We start from the raw sequence: 17,247 nt of genomic DNA, 5'->3' as shown, positions 1-17,247 counted from the left end.
GCAAGGTGCGCAACAGCCCCTGATAATAGAGGAGAAATGAGTAGAAATCAGTAGAAAAAGAAGCTGGAATTAATTTGCAGCTTGCGTTTCGATATTTTGCAGCAAGGATGCTTCATTAAAAGATTCGCAGCATATTTCACTGGAAGTGCGCGAGCCGTAATGCGAAATAAACTCATCAAAGCTGCCGCTTTGCGTGCTTTCCATCTCTGCCTGTTCCGCCAATGATTTTTCTGCCATTTTGGTATACAAGGCAAGTTGCTCAGGTGCAGGCGGGCGAGCGCGGAATTCATTTGCGAGGCGCGTGCTTTGCTGCAGGGCGAACTCGGTGAAAGAATTATTTGCGGCGCGTATCGCATCCAGTACCTTGGCTGATGGTGTCAGTTCAGGGTGCTGCAGTTTTTCAGTTTGTACCTGCATTGCCTGCGCGTGACAGGTGTCGCCACGCTGGGCATCAAGCAGGGCTGCTACCGGGGCAATACGTTCCAGTAATTCCTTGCCCCAGTCTTGCAATGAAATGGGTTCGCCATGGCGCGACAACATCAGGCCAGGGCGGCGGCCTTGTTTGACGGTCAGCGCAAAATTCTCGACATTTTCATCGCCTTCAACCTGATTGGTCAAAGGGCTTTCTTCCAGCGCACAGAACAACAGGAAGGCATCGAGGAAACGTGAAGTCTCAAGGCTGATGCCGAGCGGGTCGAAGGGATTGACGTCCATGCAGCGTACTTCTATGTATTGCACTCCACGTGCGCACAGCGCCTCTACCGGGCGCTCGCCGGTTTTGATGACGCGTTTTGGCCGTATCGTTGCATAAAACTCGTTTTCTATCTGCAGCACATTGGTATTGATCTGTACCCATTCACCGTTTTGCCGCGTGCCTATCTTTTCATACTCAGGGTAGGGCTGGCGCACTGCCAGCGACAGGCTGCGCATGTATTCCAGCAAGGTGTTATATGGCGGCACCAGGCCGGACTGGGCATTGTTCTGATAACCCAGGTCACTCATGCGCAGGCTGGTCGCATATGGCAGGTACAGGGTATCGTCCGATAAAGTTTCCAGTTGATGCGGGCGGCCACGCAGGAAAGGTGTCGATAGCGCAGGTGAAGCGCCAAACAGATACATCAGCAACCAGCTATAACGATGGAAATTGCGTATCAGGGCGATATAACTTTCAGACTGCACATGCATGGCACTGCCGCTGCTATGTTCGGCCTGCTGCAAGACTTTCCATAAATCTTCAGTCAGCGAATAGTTGTAATGGATGCCAGCGATGCATTGCATGCTCTTGCCATAACGCAGCGCCAGGCCGCGGCGATAGACGTGCTTGATCATGCCTATATGCGAATTGCCATACCAGGCGATAGGGATGTCTTTTTCTTCCGGCAGGCTGCAAGGCATGGATTGATGCCACAGCATTTCATTGCCCATGACGGTATAGGCAAAGCGGTGGATATTGTCGAGTTCGTCCAGCGCGGTGGCGATGTCTGGCTCCGCCGGGGTGATGAACTCCAGCAGGGATTCAGAATAATCGGTCGTGATCTGTGGATTGGTCAAGGCCGAACCCAGTGCCGGTGAGTGTGGTGTCAAAGCCAGTTTGCCATCCGCATGCACGCGCAGGGTTTCTCTTTCTATGCCACGCAGGCCACCAGCAAGCAAAGGACGGTTTGCATCACTATCTAGTAGCGCCAGGCGTCGGTTTAACAGAGTGCTCACGGTGTCTTCCTTCAAGATTTTGTTGTCTTTGCAATCAGATTTGCAAAAAATATCGAGCAAGCATAGCCGAAAAATGAAAATGGCATACGACAGCGCTCAAATTTCAAATATGAAAACTTTTTTAGTTTATAACAGTCTCATGACCAGCCGGTTTCAAGGTCAATGAAGTCCAATCAATCCCGCAATGCAGCAATGAAAGAAAAATTTCCTTGTTTTGTTGGCATCGCTTTAGAATGCTCTAATTAATTTCATACAGGAGTTGAAGTGTCTATCAAAAAGATGTCTGTACTCATGTCAGCCAGTGTACTTGGTCTGGCAACTTCCGGTCTGGTGCTGGCTGCTGAGCCCACACCAGGTTCTTCTCCCGTGCCACCCGTGGCAGCAAAGATCAAATGGCAGGAAACCCGACATGGCGAGGTCGTCACTGACGATTATCGCTGGCTGCAGAAAAAAGAAAATCCTGAGGTCATTGCTTACCTGAATGCAGAAAATGCCTATACCGAAGCACTGACTGCAGACATCAAACCCCTGTCGGAAAAACTGTATGCAGAAATCAAGGGCAGGATGAAAGAGGTGGATTTGTCCGTACCTGTGCGCCGTGGCAATTACTATTATTACTCGCGTACCGAGGCGGGCAAGCAATATCAGCTGTATTGCCGCCGTCGTGCAGGCTCTGACATGGCCTATGACGACAAGGCCGCAGAAGAAATCCTGCTCGATCAGAATGAAATGGCCAAGGGACAAAAGTTCTTTGCCGTTGGTGGCAGCTCCATCAGCCCGGATGAGCAATTGCTGGCTTATACGACAGACACGGTGGGTTATCGCCAGTACCAGTTGCAAATCAAGAATCTGCGCACCGGGCAAATACTCAGCGACAGTCAACCGCGTATAACCTCAATGGCCTGGGCCGCTGACAACAAGACCCTGTTCTATGTGCAGGAAGATGCCACCACCAAACGCTCTGACCGCCTGTTCCGCATGGAGATAGGCAAGCCGCCAGTAGAAGTTATGCACGAAGCCGTTGAGCAGTTTGACCTGCAGGTGAGCACCACCCGCGACAGGAAGTTCATCGTCGTCAATATCCACGCTACCGATACCAGTGAAGTCATGCTGCTGGCGGCAGATAAACCGCAAGAAAAATTCCACAGCGTGCTCGGTCGTGAGAAAGGTCATCGCTATCTTCTGGAACACCGCAATGGCGATTTGTATATCGTTACCAACAAGGATGCCAAGAACTTCCGCGTTGTGCGTGCACCACTGGCAACACCGGACAGCAAGCACTGGCAGGAAGTGGTCAAGCATGATCCTGAGGTACTGGTCTTTGGTGCCGACCTGTTCAAGGATTATATGGTTGTCACTGAAAAGACCCAGGCTCTGAATCGCGTCCGTATCTATGACTTCAACAACAAGCAATGGAAGACAGTAAAGTTTGATGACCCTGTGTATCTCGCCACCGGCGCAGGTACTCCCGAGTTTTCTGCCACCCGCTTCCGCATGTCGTATCAGTCACCGGTAACGCCAGTGACCACGCTGGATGTGGATATGGCGACAGGTCAGCGCTATGTACTCAAGCAGCAGGAAGTCGTCGGCGGCTATGATGCCAGCAAATATGAGAGCCGCCGCCTGTGGATGACGGCCAGGGATGGTGTCAAGGTACCCTTGTGGGCGGTGTATAAAAAGGGTGTGAAACTCGATGGTTCTGCACCTTTGCTGTTGTACTCGTATGGCAGCTATGGTTATTCCACCGAAGCGACCTTTACCTCCAGCCGCCTTAGCCTGCTGGACCGTGGCGTCATCTATGTGCAGGCACATATACGCGGTGGCCGTGACATGGGTGAGCACTGGCATGAAGATGGCATGCTGATGAAAAAGAAAAACACTTTCTATGATTTCATCGACAGTGCTGACTACCTCATCAAACAGAAATGGACCAGTGCAGACAGGCTGATCATCCAAGGCGGCAGTGCCGGTGGTTTGCTGATGGGGGCAGTTGTCAACATGCGTCCTGACTTGTTCCATGCCGTGCATGCTGCCGTGCCTTTTGTCGATGTCATGAACACCATGATGGATGCCAGCCTGCCCTTGACCACAGGTGAATACCTGGAATGGGGTAACCCGAATGAAAAACCGGCCTACGACTATATGCGCAGCTATTCACCGTATGACAATATCGCGCGCAAGGCTTATCCAGCCATGCTCGTGACCACAGGTTTGAATGACAGCCAGGTCATGTATTGGGAACCAGCCAAATACGTGGCCAAACTGCGTGATTTTAAAACCGATAAAAATCCGCTGCTGTTGAAAACCAATATGGCAGCAGGGCATGGTGGTGCATCAGGTCGTTACGATGCCCTGCGCGAAAATGCATTCAATATGGCCTGGATGCTGTCGCAATGGGGTATTAAAGAATAATTGGTTTGTCATTAATCTGGTCTCATCCTGCATGATGAGACCAGCTTCAGTCTGTTGAAAATATAAGGAATGAGGCATGAACTTCGCTTACACCATTATCTATGTCCCTGACGTTGCCGCATCGCTGGCCTTCTTTGAAAAAGCCTTTGGATTTGCTACCCGTTTCCTGCATGAATCAGGCATGTACGGCGAGCTTGATACCGGTGCTACGACGCTGGCTTTTGCTGCGCATGCCATGGGCGATATGAATTATTCCTGTGGTCATGTAGCTGCACACAGTTCAGAAAAGCCATTGGGAATGGAAGTCGCGTTTACCACCGCCAATGTAGCTGCTGCTCATGCGCAGGCGATTGCTGCGGGTGCCAAGGAATTGTCTGCCCCGGCTGAAAAACCCTGGGGCCAGGTAGTATCTTATTTGCGTTGCCCTGATGGCAGCCTGGTGGAATTGTGCACGCCTATGGGCGGCTAGTATCATTCAAACCGATGATGAGAAAATCCCGCTTGATAATGAGCCGAAGCTCGTCAGCGGGATTTTTATTCCCATGAAAAATATTTCTTTTGCAGTTTCTGTACCGTGCCATCTTTTTGCAAGTTTTCATAAGCCCTGCGCCAGGCACGTTCTTCTTCTTCGCTGACGCCTAAAGAACTTGCCATATACAGCTCGGCACCACCCATGGTCAGCCCGGTGGTAAAGTCTTCAAGACGATAACCAAATTCTTCTATCGCAGAGACCATCACCGGATAACCTGAATAAATCGCATCGAGCCCGCCCAGTTGCAATAACTTCAGCAGGCTTTGATAATCTTTTTCAAAGCGAATATTCCGAAAATTTTGCGCATGTAATTCTTGTTCAAGTGAAGAGCCACGTATGATACCTACCCGCAAACCGCGCAATTGCTCCAGTGAGGCAATTTCAATATTGATACTGCCAGCGGTCATCGTACGTTTGCCAAAAAACCGGTTGGGTGTCGAGGTCAGGTGGATCAGCCACTTGAAGCTGGTTTCCCGCTCTGCCGTTCTGTCCAGGGGGAAAACCCCATAAGTCTGGCCGTCTTTGGTCATCTTGACTGCTCTGGCCCAGGGATAAACACTCAGATCGGGTTTGCGCCCCAGTTGGGCTGACATGGCCGTAATTAATTCATGCACATAGCCTTGCGGAGCATTTTTCTGCAACCATAGATAAGGGGGAAGTTCGGCAGAGACCCATTTGATTTGCCCGTCGGCAGCGGGCTGCGCCTGACCGGGCAGGTTGAATAGTAAAGCAAGCAGGAAAATGAATTTTCTCATCTTAGTCCCATACTGCAAATGTAGCCAAAATGTAGTCCAATATAGCTTGATGTAGCCATTTTTTGGTCGTTTTACCAAGCTTGCAAGTCTGAGTAAAAATCATGTTCCCAGAGAAATTCCAGTATTCAGGCTATGGCCGGTCAGGTCAAGCGAATTTTTATCACGTAGGCTGTTTTTTTCTGCCAAATAAGTGTCCAGAACGAGAGTAATTTGCCATTTGTATTTTGCCTGGAATTGTCTATAACAATGATTAAGGCAGTTGCACATCCTGTCGTTTTTTTCTGCTGGAGATTATTGTAAAACCAAGATGGCCAGGCAAGCTTCAACGACAGGCCAACTGATCTTGCAATTAACCAGGCAGAGCATACGATGCTTGCTGTCTTGTCCCCTGACCATGGTGGTCACCGCGATATTCTCGCAACTGCCTCAGTGCTTTCTTACCTTAATGGAGATAGTCATGAGACGCAGACTGTATTTCATGTTGCCTGATCTGGCCAGCGCCAGGGCCATGCTCGATGAACTTTTACTTGCACGCATAGATGAGCGACACATGCATTTTTGCGCCAGGGAAGGCATGCTGCCAGCCGATATGCCGGAAGCTAATTCTTTCCAGAAAACGGACCTCATACATGGTGCTGAAGTTGGCATGCTCATCGGCGGTATCGCAGGCTTGCTGGCGGGTGGACTGTGGCTGATCTTTCCGCCCGAAGGCATAGAAATGCGCATACTGGCGGTACTGGTCTCTGCGATAGGTGGTTCGCTGTTTGGCTCCTGGGCATCTGGCAAGGCGGCCAAGTCCATACCCAGTTCCAGTCTCCAGCCTTTCATGGATGACATAGACAGCGGCAAAGTCTTGCTGATGGTGGATGTGCCCTTCAAGCGGATAGCAGAAATCCAGCAGCTGGTCAGTAATCGCCACCCTGAAATCCGCTTTGGTGGTGTTGATCCGCATGTGCCGGTGTTCAGTTAACAGTTAATTGATTGCTTTCTGCATGCGCGCACTCTGTCCTTTGTGAGCAGGGTGCGGCATCTTTGTTCCTCCAAAACGACCCGCTTGCATAAGCGCCAATTCGGCATACAATGACTGGTTTTTATACAACATTGCCGAACATGACAGTGAATGCCCTTGAGTTGCACCAGCTGTGCAAGAACTTTGGCCGCCCAGCCGTAGAGAACCTGAACCTCACCGTGCGTCGTGGTGAGTTATATGCCTTGCTGGGGCCCAATGGTGCGGGCAAGACCACGACATTGCGCATGGTGGCAGGGTTGATCTCTCCCGATTTTGGCAGCATCCATATACTGGGGCAGGAACTGGCTGCCGACCCAGCACTGGCCAAGAGCAAGCTCGCTTACCTGCCTGACGACCCCATGCTGTACAACAAGCTCAAGCCATTTGAGTATCTGGAATTTGTCGCTGGCCTGTGGGGTGTCCCGGCAGAAGTCGCTGAACCCAAGGCGCGTGAATTGCTGGAATGGCTGGATTTGTTGAAGCATGCAGACGAGCTGACCGAAGGTTTCTCGCGCGGCATGAAGCAAAAGCTGGCGCTGGCCGGTGCCCTGATACATCAGCCTGAACTGATCATCCTTGATGAACCACTAACGGGTCTGGACGCTGCCGCTGCCAGACAGGTCAAGGATGTCTTGTTGAACCATGTCAAACAGGGTGGCACGGTTATCCTGACCACCCATATTCTCGACGTGGCCGAGCGCCTGGCAGAACGCATAGGCATCATACAAAACGGCAAGCTCATTGCGGAAGGCACGCTGGAAGAATTGCGCAACCAGACCAGCCAGACTGCGGGTACTCTGGAAGAGGTTTTCCTGCAATTGACGGAGCCCGCATAATGGCGCGTGTTTTGCAATTCAAACCAGGCAGTGCCGCCTGGTTGCTGGCGCACGAGTGTCGTCTGGCTTACTACGATATGGGCGAGAACAAGCCTGGCCGCAAGGCGGCGCGTGGCATGACTGCATTTAGTATTTGCTTCCTGGGGTTCATGTATCTGTCTGCCCACTTTGGTGTCTGGCTGCTCATGCGCAAGATGCCAGTCTTGCAAGATGCGCTGCCAGCACCCATGCTGATTGGCGCAGGTCTCGCCATGCTGGTGATTTTCAGTTTCATGCTGTCGCTGGGTTTGACGCGCAGCGTGCGGGCATTGTTCGAGCGTGGCGATCTGGATTTGCTGTTGTCGTCGCCGCTGTCATCACAGACCATATTCAAGGTCAGGCTGACCGGCATTATCTTTTCTGTAGGCATCTGGTTCTTTGCCTTGCTGACGCCAGTGGCGAATACAGGATTGATCTTGGGTCAATGGCGCTGGCTGGGTATTTATCCTGCCTTGTTTGCCATGGCTGTACTGGCCGCAGCTCTGTCGATGTTGCTGACCTTGGCGCTGGTCAAGAGCCTGGGGGTACGCAAGACCAAGACGGTGGCACAAATCCTTGGTGCCCTGACTGGTGCAGGCATGTTTATCATCACTCAGTTATTCGGCAATCTGGGCAAGGACATGCGTGAAGGCATGCTTCAACATATCATGCCCTGGTTCCAGCCCGGTGGTATGCTGGATGCAGACAGCATCGTGTGGACACCCGCAAAGGCCTTCTTTGGTTCACCAGGTGCCATAGCGGGTTTCCTGCTTTTCAGTGCCCTGATCTACTGGCTGACAGCACAGTCCACCCACAAGTTTTTTATCACTGGCGTGCAACAGGCAGTTGGACAAGTCCGCAAAGCTGTCCCTCAGGGGCGGGAGCAGGGTAGGGCAGGGCATGCCACCCACTTTGGCCGCAGCCTGCGCAGTACCATCATACTCAAGGAGTGGCGTCTGATAGCACGCGACCCTAACCTGATTTCCCAGGTCTTGCTGCAATTACTGTATATCGCTCCCTTGTTCTTTTTGATTTTCAAATCCAAAGCGCTATTACCAGGTGCCGCATCCGGCCTGGTGTTCCTGGCTGCATCGCTGGCCGGTTCACTGATCTGGATCATCATCGCTGCGGAAGATGCGCCTGACCTGTTGCAGGCAGCGCCAGTCAAAGGCAGTTTCATCCTCAGCAGCAAATTGCTGGCGGCAGTTTTGCCTATATTGATACTGATTTTACCTGCACTGCTGTGGTTGCTGATGCAACAATTTTTACTGGGCCTGGCCGTCATCGCCTGCACCCTGGCAGCGATGCTGAGTTCGGCGCTGATCCATCTGTGGCAATCCAAACCGGCCAGCCGCGCCCAGTTCAACAAGCGCGGGCAGACGCAATTGATGGCAAATCTGCTTGAGGCTGCCACCAGTTTTTCCTGGGCTGCCTGCATCTTTGTTGGGATGCAATATGGCATCTGGGTGTTTGCACCTATTGCCGTTGCTACACTTGCCCTGGGTGTCGCCTGGTTTAGCCGTATTGAACGAAATCTTTAATCATTAGTCTATTATCATCAGCCTATTATTGGTCTTTTTTTTGTGTTTTTCTGGCTTCTTTCTGCTTCATTGCTGCGTACCTAACAACCTGGGAAATCTCTTACCATGCCTGTGTTCACGAAGAAACGCGTTTTTGTAGCCCTTGCCGTACTGCTGGTTGGCGGTGCTGTCGCCATGTACTATCAAAAGGAAAACAGCAAGGCCAAGGAAGAGGAACCCAAGTACAAAACTGCTGCCGCTGACAAAGGCAATATCACCCAGACTGTCACGGCCAGCGGCACGCTCAATCCGGTGGCACTGATCAATGTAGGTTCGCAGGTATCTGGTACGGTGGTGGAATTGAAGGCCGACTTCAATGACCGCGTCAAGCAGGGCCAGGTTTTGCTGAAGCTCGACCCGACCATCTTCAATGCCCAGATCAAGCAAAGTGAAGCCAGTCTGGCATCTGCCGAGGCATCAAAACGCCTGGCGCAAGCCACGCTGGATCGTAACCAGAAGCTGGTCACACAAAACTATATCTCTGGCACCGCCATGGACCAGGCCAAACGCGAAGTCGAAGTGGCAGATGCCAATATCAAACTGGCGCGTGCACAACTAGACCGTGTCAAGGCTGACCTCAACAACAGCGTCATACGTTCACCTATAGATGGCGTCATCATCAAGCGCACGATTGATATGGGGCAGACTGTGGCAGCCTCTTTCCAGACGCCTAACCTGTTCCAGATTGCGCGTGACCTGACCAAGATGCAGATCGATACCAGCGTATCAGAAGCCGATGTCGGCTTGCTCAAGGATGGTTTGCCTGCGCGTTTTGTCGTCGATGCCTACCCTGACCGTGAATTTGAAGCCAAGTTGCGCCAGTTCCGCCTCGCGGCGAATGTGCAGCAGAATGTGGTGACCTATAACGTGGTGCTGGATGTCGATAACAAGGATGAATTGCTGAAACCCGGCATGACAGCGCAGGTGCGCCTGGTCGTTGGCAGCCGTGAAAACGTCGTGCGCATACCTACCGCTGCGCTGCGTTACAAGCCCAGCGAAGAAGAGCAGGCCAAAGAAGCCAAGGCGCTCAAGGACAAGGAAAAAAATGCCAGCGGATCGGCTGCTGCCTCAGCTTCCGCCAGTGCCAATTTGCCAGCGCCTGACGTTGATGATGACGTGGCCTTCCGTACCAAAAAAGACCTGACCCGCACCTTCAAACTCTACAAACTCGATGACAAGAATCAGGCCAAAACTGTCGATGTCAAAATCGGTTTGTCGAATTTTAAATACACCGAAGTCATTTCCGGTGATTTGAAACCTGGTGACAAAGTCATTACCCGCGCACTGGATAAAGCCGGGGCACGCTGATGAGCGATACCCTGATAGCGATACGCCAGGTGACCAAGAGTTATTTCTCTGGCGGCGTAGAAACCAAGGTCTTGCATGGCATAGATGTGCAGGTGCCGCGTGGCGATTTTTTGGCCGTCATGGGCCAGTCCGGCTCCGGCAAATCCACGCTGATGAATATACTTGGTTGTCTCGACCAGGCCAGTAGCGGTTCTTATCTGCTCAATGGGGTTGATACCCTGAGCCTGTCGCGTGCTGAACTGGCAACCATACGCAACCGCACTATCGGTTTTGTATTCCAGAGCTTCAACCTCATCAAGCGCATGAGCGTGGCAGAAAATGTCGCCCTGCCTTTGATCTATGCGGGTGTCGGGCGTGACAAGGCACACAAGAAGGCGCTGGTGGAACTTGAAAGAGTGGGGCTCAAGGAGTATGCCAAACGCCTGCCGAATCAATTGTCTGGCGGCCAGCAACAGCGTGTTGCCATCGCCCGTGCCCTGGTGGCTGATCCGCCCCTGATTTTGGCGGATGAGCCTACCGGTAACCTGGATACCCAGACCAGTGAAGACATCATGCGCTCCTTGCAGCAATTGAATGCCGACCGTGGCATCACCATCTTGCTGGTCACGCATGAGCCGGATATTGCCGCCTATAGCAAACGTCTGGTACGGCTCAAGGATGGCCATGTTTTATACGATGGCCCGGCAGCAGAAGGCTTGCGCCAACTGGCGGCCTCGCATGCCGAATACTCAGAAGCACAGGGAGGTAGCAAATGAATTTCCTCCAGGTTTTTATAGAGGCATTCCGTTCCATGAATGCCAATCGCTTGCGCACGGCCCTGACCATGCTGGGCATTATCATCGGTATTACCTCGGTCGTCATGATGCTGGCCGTTGGTGAAAGCGCGAAAAAATTCATCGCCAAGGAGCTGGAAGTATTGGGCAGCAATCTGATGATTATCTCGCCAGGCGCGAACCGTACCCAGGGCGTGCGCGCACGTACTGGTACTGCACCTTCGTTGTCGGTAGAAGACGCATTGGCACTGAATGATTTAAGCAGCCTGAATGGCGCTGCGCCTGCCTTGCAAGGGTTTTTCCAGCTGACCGTAGGGAATGATAATTCCAATAATGCGGTGCTCGGTGTCACGCCAGAAATGTTCAAGGTGCGCAACTGGAAAGTGGACCAGGGTAATGAGTTCAGTGATTCCGACATCCGTGGTGCGGCACGCATGGTCATCATAGGCAAGAAGCTGGCTGATCAGTTCTTTTATAAGGACAACCCCATAGGCCAGTTCGTGCGCATCGACAATGTACCCTTCCAGGTGGTTGGTGTCTTGCAGGGGGAGGGCCGCATGTTTGATGGTGGTGACCTCGGTGAGATGGTGTTGATCCCGATTACCTCTGCCCGCGCGACCCTGATGCGCAGCCCTTTCCCGCGCAATGTGCATTATGTCGTGGTGCAGGGCAAGAGCGACAAGCAGTTGAAGGACGCAGAAGAAGACATCAAGGACATGCTGCGTGACCGCCACCATATCAAGGCCGGGCAGGAAGATGATTTCCGCATCGATAACCTGGCCTCGATTGCCGAGACCGGTGCCAAGATCAGTGCGGGCCTGGCTGCGATGCTGGGTGCCATCGGTGCGATCTCTTTGATTGTGGGTGGCATAGGTATCATGAATATCATGCTGGTGTCAGTCACTGAACGTACCCGCGAAATAGGTATACGCATGGCGATAGGTGCCAAGCCGCGTGATGTGTTGTTGCAGTTCCTGACCGAGGCTGTGGTGATTTGTCTGGTCGGCGGCATCATAGGCATTTTGCTGGCGATGGCGGGTGCGGCGGCGATTACTTCTACCGGCAAACTCGAAGTCGTCATCGGTTTGCAAGCCATGGTGGTGGCCTGCGGCTTTGCCAGCTTTGTTGGCATTTTCTTTGGTTTTTATCCGGCACGCCGCGCTTCACGTTTATTACCCGTTGATTGCCTGCGCTATGAGTGATACATGTTGACGACTAACAAATGAGAAAAAAATAAGGAGTAGCGAGCGATGAGTTTACTGGGTAATATTTTGTGGTTGATACTGGGTGGTTTTTTTACCGGCCTGGCATGGTGGTTCGCAGGTCTGCTCGCCTTTATCAGCATCATCGGCATACCCTGGGGCAGGGCCTGTTTTGTCATAGGCCAGTTGAGCTTCATGCCTTTTGGTAAAGAAGTCGTCAACCGCGCCGATGTCAGCGGGCAGGAAGACATAGGTACCGGGGCACTGGGCATGATAGGCAATATCATCTGGTTCATCTTTGCCGGTATCTGGCTGGCCCTGGCCCATTTGATATCTGCCCTGTTTTGCTTTATCACCATCATAGGCATACCTTTTGGGATACAACATCTGAAGCTGGCAGCAATTGCTGTCGCGCCTATAGGTAAGACGGTGGTGGATAAATAAAGCCAGAACAAAAAAACAAAAAAAACTCAGAATTTTTAGTCCTGAGCTTTTTTTGTTTTGGTACAGCTGATTATTTCTTGCTCTTCGCCATCAGGCCTTCAAGTACCTGCATGGTCGCTGCGCCTAACTGGTCGCGTGAAATATTGCTATTAGCGCCACCTACCATCGCCGGATTGGTCAGGAAACGGCCATCGACAATAAAGGTCGGGGTGCTATCGACCTGGTAGCTGGAAACCAGCTTGCCCAGACTTTGTAGTTTGCCAAGTACAGAGAAAGAATTATAAAAACTCACGAACTTGGCTTTGTCTATGCCATTCTTGACTGCCCATGCAATATTGTCATCGTCGCTGGACAAACGGTTTCTTTCCACATGCCAGCTAGCCAGTACCTTCGCATGCAGGCTGGCTTCCAGATTCATGGCTTCCAGTGTCAGGAACAGATGTGCTTCTGGGTCTTTGGCACCGGTCAGTGGCAAATGGATGCGGCGGAAAACGATATTGTCGCCCTGCTTTTTCACCCACTCATTGATGGTTGGTTCCAGCGCATTACATGCCGGGCAGTGGTACATGAAAAACTCGATGATTTCAATTTTCTTGCCCGTGGCCTGGGTGGCTTGCGGGTTTTTGAGGGCAATGAAATCGCTACCTTCTTTTGGGGCGGCTGGAGAGGCGAGCGCTGTCGCAGAGACAAAGCCCAGGGTGACAAGTAATAAGCGTAAGAAGCGCATGGGTTCCTTTTATCAGATAGCAAAAATCGGGTAGCAAAAATCAGGTAGCAAAACAAGGCGCTGAGCTTAACAGTATTTTGGCAATCTGGCAGCGACTCAGCACATTAGCGGTTGAAGACTGCTGTTGGACAGGCAGTTAGCGAAATTGTTCACGGATATTGTTCACGGATATGAAGTCTTGATACAAACAGACTATAAATTGCGACATATTCATGAAATATCTTTAAATAGCAGTGCAAACGACCAAAATCTTGCGCAAAAACTTGCATGACGCTGGTATTCGTAGAAAAATGAACTCGTACTCCCCGTCCCTTACCGGAGTGACAGGGGGAGATGTCAGCCCAGCAGCAATCACCGCTTTAGCCCAGATTAGCCCAGACTATGGAGCATCTGCAATGATGACCGTGCCCATCGTGATTGACTTCGAAGCCTCAGGCTTTGGCAAAGGTAGCTACCCCATTGAGGTAGGTTACTCGCGCCGTCATGGCGAAGGCTGGTGTACTCTCATCAGGCCAGAATCTGACTGGCAGCACTGGGACGTCCATGCTGCCCGCATACACTGCATTCCGCGCGAAATCCTGGTGGAGAGAGGCAAGTCAGCCAGCCTCGTGACCGAGCAACTGAATACCGAACTGGCTGGCATGACGGTATATACCGATGGCTGGACCCAGGACTATGTCTGGATGGCGCTCTTATATGATGCGGCCGACAGGGTGCCGAATTTTCGCCTGGCCGATTTGCGCGAAATCATCAGTCCACAGCAGGAGGGCCTGTGGCATGCCACCAAGGACCAGGTGCAGGAAGATTTGAATATTTCACGCCACCGGGCCAGCAATGATGCACGGATTTTACAGATGACCTGGTTGCGCACCTATGATGCAGTGCACTGTCACGGCTAAGAAACTGCATACACCTTTGTTTGTCTTCCCGCAACATCCCTTAAAATAAATATCAAAATTATATTCAGGCAGTGCAAAATACAGGCTTGCCTGGATTTCCCCGCGGGAAATCTGCTTGCGCTGTGCGGAAATGCGAGGAGATGAGTGTTGAAAAAATGGATCATACGCCTGTTATTGCTGGCCATAGCCCTGATAGTGATCCTGGCAGCCTATCTCTTGCTGGCACCTGTGCCTATCAATCCGGTTGCCTGGCAGGCCACGCCTTTTGCCGGTTATTCGCCACCGCATGCACGTAATGAAAAACTGGCTGCGCTGAAAACCATAGATATAGGCGAAGAAACCGGCCCCGAGCATATCGCCATGGGACCGGACGGCAAGCTGTATGCCGCTGTCACCTCCGGTGCGATCTTGCGTATGCAGCCAGATGGCAGCCAGCGTGAAGTCTGGGTTAATACTGAGGGCAGGGTGCTGGGCTTCATGTTTGATGCGGCAGGCAATATGATTGCAGCAGATGCCTTTCGCGGCATACTCTCGATTGCGCCTGACAAGCAAATCACTGTCCTCGCTGACAAGATAGGCGACAGCCCCATCCTGTATGCCGATGCCGTTGTCGTTGCCAAATCCGGCAAGATTTATTTCACCGATGCCAGCCAGCGCTTTGGTGCCAAGGAATCTGGCGGCACCTTCCACGCCAGCGTACTCGATATCCTCGAACATTCAGCGACCGGACGGGTATTGGAATATGACCCCGCGACGAAACAGACGCGCCTGATTGCCGATGGGCTGTGCTTTGCCAATGGCCTGGCACTCAGTGCTGATGAACAAAGCCTCATCGTCGCCGAAACCGGTGAATACCGTATCTGGAAAATAGCGGTCACTGCCGATTCCCTGCATATCAAAAACAAACCGGATAAAAAACTGGCCACTATCCTGCTGCGTGATTTGCCCGGCTACCCTGACAATCTCATGCGTGGCCGCGATGGCCGTATCTGGCTGGGCCTGGCCAAGCCACGCGGTGCGGCGATTGATAACATGGCAGAGAAACCCTGGCTGCGCAGTATTACCCTGCGTCTGCCACGCGTATTGTGGCCAGTGCCACCAGCTTATGGCCATGTGCTGGCATTTAATGAGGCTGGCAAAATCGTCGCTGATTTGCAAGATCCAACAGGGCATTATCCAGAAACCACAGGTGTCACCGAGACCGAAGACCGCCTGTATATCCAGAGCCTGCATGCGCATGGCATAGGCTGGTTACCGAATCACCTGGTCAAGAAATGAAAAGCATGCCCGCCATCCCTGAAGTCGATGTACTCGTCATCGGTGGCGGTATCAATGGCGCTGGCATTGCCCGCGATGCTGCAGGGCGTGGCCTGAGTGTACTCCTGTGCGAAAAAGATGATCTGGCCTCGCATACTTCATCAGCATCGACCAAGCTCATTCATGGTGGTTTGCGTTATCTTGAATATTATGAATTTGGCCTGGTGCGCAAGGCCTTGCAGGAACGTGAAGTGCTCATGCGCTCTGCACCGCATATTATCAGCCCTTTGCGTTTTGTCATGCCGCACGACAAAGGGCAGCGCCCGGCCTGGATGATACGGGCGGGCCTGTTCCTGTACGACCACCTGGCGAAACGTGAATTGCTGCCTGGTGCCGAATCCATCAATCTGCAAAAACATATCGCCGGGCAACCCCTGCTGGCAGACTTTCGCCGTGGTTTTGCCTATTCCGACGGCTGGGTCAATGATGCCCGTCTGGTTGTCTTGAACGCCATGCAGGCGGCAGAAAAAGGGGCCAGCATCATGACGCGCACCCGCTGCGTGTCTGCCAGGCGGCAGGCGGAACACTGGCTGGTGCAATTGCAAAAGGCCGATGGCAGCATGATGATGGTGCAAAGCCGCAGCCTCGTGAATGCCAGCGGCCCCTGGGCCATCAACACCTTGCAGCAGGTCATGCATCAGGGAGCAGTCCAGCATTTGCGTCTTATCAAGGGTAGCCATATCGTGGTGCAACGCCTGTTCCATCACCCTTATGCGTATATCTTCCAGCATCCTGATGGCCGTATCGTGTTCGCCATACCCTATGAGCAGGACTTTACCCTGATAGGCACGACCGACCTGGATTACCAGGGCTCACTCGATGAAGTGGCAATCAGTGAAGCAGAAGTCGCCTACCTGTGTGAACTGGCCAGCCATTACTTTACCCAGGCCATCAGCCCTGCCGATGTCTTGTGGTCATATTCAGGCGTACGCCCGCTGGTGGAAGAAACCGTGGAAACAGGCAAGGAAAAAGCTGCCGCCCTGACCCGCGATTACCGGCTGGAACTTGATACTGCCGGTGCACCGGTGCTAAATGTATTTGGCGGCAAGATCACCACTTACCGCAAACTGGCCGAAGAGGCCTTGTCCATGCTGGCACCCCTGCTGAATAATGCCAACTCTGCCTGGACAGAACATGCCTGCCTGCCCGGCGGTGATATTTATGGCGAGTCGCCAGAAAACCGCGCCGTCAGTGAATTTCACTTATTCATACACCAATGCCAGCAACAATATGCCTGGCTGCCGCCGCATCTGGCAGAACGCTATGCCCACGCCTATGGCAGCCGTATCCACGTCTTGCTTAAAGATAAATACTCACTGGCCGACATGGGCGAGATGCTGGTGCCGGGTCTGTATGTGGCTGAAGCGGCCTATCTGGTCACGCATGAATGGGCACGCACGATTGATGACATACTCTGGCGCCGCAGCCGCCTGGGCCTGCATTTGCTGGGGGAAGACACCAGTCATTTGCAGGAATGGCTGGACCTCCATACTGCGCCAATCCAGTTACCCGCTCTCTAGCCTGTATCAGCCCGACATTCAGCCTGACATTCAGCCTGACATGCAGATGTCATAGCAAACTACTATCATCCTCGTTTCCTGGTGCAGTATACGGCTGCTGACTATCCCCGAGTTTCGCAGTTTATCCCCAGAAATTTGCGCACTGTCGCAAGTCTGTGGCTAGCTTTCCCGGCTTTGCTTATTCTGATCATACCAAATCAAAAAA

15 protein-coding genes are annotated in these 17,247 nt (G+C 52.4%); 12 read left to right on the top strand and 3 right to left on the bottom strand.

Annotation, left to right across the window (positions count from 1 at the left end):
- Positions 1 to 69: 69 nt before the first annotated feature.
- Entirely contained in the window at positions 70 to 1,710 is a 1,641-nt protein-coding gene (gene gshA / locus ACO0LI_RS21200; protein WP_422951982.1) for a glutamate--cysteine ligase, read from the bottom strand.
- A gap of 264 nt (positions 1,711 to 1,974) precedes the next feature.
- Here gshA and ACO0LI_RS21195 point away from each other — a divergent pair, with 264 nt between their 5' ends.
- Both ACO0LI_RS21195 and ACO0LI_RS21190 read left to right on the top strand, forming a co-directional pair.
- Positions 1,975 to 4,122 carry a S9 family peptidase gene (locus tag ACO0LI_RS21195; protein ID WP_422951981.1) on the top strand — a complete coding sequence of 716 codons (2,148 nt, stop codon included), beginning with the start codon at positions 1,975 to 1,977 and terminating at the stop codon, positions 4,120 to 4,122.
- A gap of 76 nt (positions 4,123 to 4,198) precedes the next feature.
- Positions 4,199 to 4,591 (top strand): VOC family protein, encoded by a 393-nt coding sequence (locus ACO0LI_RS21190; protein WP_422951980.1) that lies wholly within the window; start codon positions 4,199 to 4,201, stop codon positions 4,589 to 4,591.
- Positions 4,592 to 4,656: 65 nt separating this feature from the next.
- On the opposite strand, the gene ACO0LI_RS21185 is transcribed toward ACO0LI_RS21190, so the two are convergent.
- A complete protein-coding gene (locus tag ACO0LI_RS21185) occupies positions 4,657 to 5,409 on the bottom strand; it encodes a substrate-binding periplasmic protein (RefSeq protein ID WP_423035066.1) in 753 nt (250 codons plus the stop codon).
- Positions 5,410 to 5,866: 457 nt separating this feature from the next.
- Between ACO0LI_RS21185 and ACO0LI_RS21180 the strand changes: the two genes are divergently transcribed.
- The 7 genes from ACO0LI_RS21180 to ACO0LI_RS21150 all read left to right on the top strand — a co-directional run bounded on the left by ACO0LI_RS21180 (position 5,867) and on the right by ACO0LI_RS21150 (position 12,579).
- On the top strand, positions 5,867 to 6,379 hold the full coding sequence (locus ACO0LI_RS21180) for a DUF1269 domain-containing protein (protein WP_422951978.1): 513 nt from the start codon (positions 5,867 to 5,869) through the stop codon (positions 6,377 to 6,379).
- Positions 6,380 to 6,519: 140 nt separating this feature from the next.
- The gene (locus ACO0LI_RS21175; RefSeq protein ID WP_422951977.1) at positions 6,520 to 7,254 is read left to right on the top strand and encodes an ABC transporter ATP-binding protein; all 735 of its coding nucleotides are present in this window, start codon (positions 6,520 to 6,522) and stop codon (positions 7,252 to 7,254) included.
- On the top strand, positions 7,254 to 8,813 hold the full coding sequence (locus tag ACO0LI_RS21170; protein ID WP_423035064.1) for a putative ABC transporter permease subunit: 1,560 nt from the start codon (positions 7,254 to 7,256) through the stop codon (positions 8,811 to 8,813). The genes ACO0LI_RS21175 and ACO0LI_RS21170 overlap by 1 nt, the downstream gene beginning before the upstream one ends.
- A gap of 105 nt (positions 8,814 to 8,918) precedes the next feature.
- Entirely contained in the window at positions 8,919 to 10,160 is a 1,242-nt protein-coding gene (locus ACO0LI_RS21165) for an efflux RND transporter periplasmic adaptor subunit (protein ID WP_422951975.1), read from the top strand.
- The gene (locus ACO0LI_RS21160; RefSeq protein ID WP_162043854.1) at positions 10,160 to 10,915 is read left to right on the top strand and encodes an ABC transporter ATP-binding protein; all 756 of its coding nucleotides are present in this window, start codon (positions 10,160 to 10,162) and stop codon (positions 10,913 to 10,915) included. Before ACO0LI_RS21165 ends, ACO0LI_RS21160 begins: the two co-directional genes overlap by 1 nt.
- Positions 10,912 to 12,135, top strand: coding sequence for an ABC transporter permease (locus ACO0LI_RS21155; RefSeq protein WP_422951974.1), 1,224 nt, complete (start codon positions 10,912 to 10,914; stop codon positions 12,133 to 12,135). Before ACO0LI_RS21160 ends, ACO0LI_RS21155 begins: the two co-directional genes overlap by 4 nt.
- Before the next feature lie 48 nt (positions 12,136 to 12,183).
- Positions 12,184 to 12,579: a YccF domain-containing protein gene (locus ACO0LI_RS21150; protein WP_423035062.1), complete on the top strand. Its 396-nt coding sequence runs from the start codon at positions 12,184 to 12,186 to the stop codon at positions 12,577 to 12,579.
- A gap of 70 nt (positions 12,580 to 12,649) precedes the next feature.
- Here ACO0LI_RS21150 and ACO0LI_RS21145 read toward each other — a convergent pair whose 3' ends face one another.
- Entirely contained in the window at positions 12,650 to 13,306 is a 657-nt protein-coding gene (locus tag ACO0LI_RS21145) for a thiol:disulfide interchange protein DsbA/DsbL (protein WP_423035060.1), read from the bottom strand.
- A gap of 395 nt (positions 13,307 to 13,701) precedes the next feature.
- Here ACO0LI_RS21145 and ACO0LI_RS21140 point away from each other — a divergent pair, with 395 nt between their 5' ends.
- The 3 genes from ACO0LI_RS21140 (at position 13,702) to glpD (ending at position 17,042) form a co-directional block, all read left to right on the top strand.
- A complete protein-coding gene (locus tag ACO0LI_RS21140) occupies positions 13,702 to 14,205 on the top strand; it encodes a hypothetical protein (RefSeq protein ID WP_422951971.1) in 504 nt (167 codons plus the stop codon).
- Positions 14,206 to 14,349: 144 nt separating this feature from the next.
- A complete protein-coding gene (locus tag ACO0LI_RS21135) occupies positions 14,350 to 15,483 on the top strand; it encodes an SMP-30/gluconolactonase/LRE family protein (protein ID WP_423035058.1) in 1,134 nt (377 codons plus the stop codon).
- Positions 15,480 to 17,042, top strand: coding sequence for a glycerol-3-phosphate dehydrogenase (gene glpD, locus ACO0LI_RS21130; protein ID WP_423035056.1), 1,563 nt, complete (start codon positions 15,480 to 15,482; stop codon positions 17,040 to 17,042). Before ACO0LI_RS21135 ends, glpD begins: the two co-directional genes overlap by 4 nt.
- Positions 17,043 to 17,247 lie beyond the last annotated feature (205 nt).

The sequence above is a fragment of the Undibacterium sp. Tian12W genome, from assembly GCF_049339405.1.
Taxonomy (GTDB): domain Bacteria; phylum Pseudomonadota; class Gammaproteobacteria; order Burkholderiales; family Burkholderiaceae_D; genus Undibacterium.
The sequence above is the reverse complement of the archived record's forward strand: the minus strand, read 5'-3'. Positions and strand labels throughout refer to the sequence as shown.

Excerpts from the sequence above, each read along its gene's own strand:
- ACO0LI_RS21190 (WP_422951980.1), top strand. The coding sequence starts at position 4,199 with ATGAACTTCGCTTACACCATTATCTATGTCCCTGACGTTGCCGCATCG.
- ACO0LI_RS21185 (WP_423035066.1), bottom strand. The coding sequence starts at position 5,409 with ATGAGAAAATTCATTTTCCTGCTTGCTTTACTATTCAACCTGCCCGGT.
- ACO0LI_RS21180 (WP_422951978.1), top strand. The coding sequence starts at position 5,867 with ATGAGACGCAGACTGTATTTCATGTTGCCTGATCTGGCCAGCGCCAGG.
- ACO0LI_RS21175 (WP_422951977.1), top strand. The coding sequence starts at position 6,520 with ATGACAGTGAATGCCCTTGAGTTGCACCAGCTGTGCAAGAACTTTGGC.
- ACO0LI_RS21170 (WP_423035064.1), top strand. The coding sequence starts at position 7,254 with ATGGCGCGTGTTTTGCAATTCAAACCAGGCAGTGCCGCCTGGTTGCTG.
- ACO0LI_RS21165 (WP_422951975.1), top strand. The coding sequence starts at position 8,919 with ATGCCTGTGTTCACGAAGAAACGCGTTTTTGTAGCCCTTGCCGTACTG.
- ACO0LI_RS21160 (WP_162043854.1), top strand. The coding sequence starts at position 10,160 with ATGAGCGATACCCTGATAGCGATACGCCAGGTGACCAAGAGTTATTTC.
- ACO0LI_RS21155 (WP_422951974.1), top strand. The coding sequence starts at position 10,912 with ATGAATTTCCTCCAGGTTTTTATAGAGGCATTCCGTTCCATGAATGCC.
- ACO0LI_RS21150 (WP_423035062.1), top strand. The coding sequence starts at position 12,184 with ATGAGTTTACTGGGTAATATTTTGTGGTTGATACTGGGTGGTTTTTTT.
- ACO0LI_RS21145 (WP_423035060.1), bottom strand. The coding sequence starts at position 13,306 with ATGCGCTTCTTACGCTTATTACTTGTCACCCTGGGCTTTGTCTCTGCG.
- ACO0LI_RS21140 (WP_422951971.1), top strand. The coding sequence starts at position 13,702 with ATGATGACCGTGCCCATCGTGATTGACTTCGAAGCCTCAGGCTTTGGC.
- glpD (WP_423035056.1), top strand. The coding sequence starts at position 15,480 with ATGAAAAGCATGCCCGCCATCCCTGAAGTCGATGTACTCGTCATCGGT.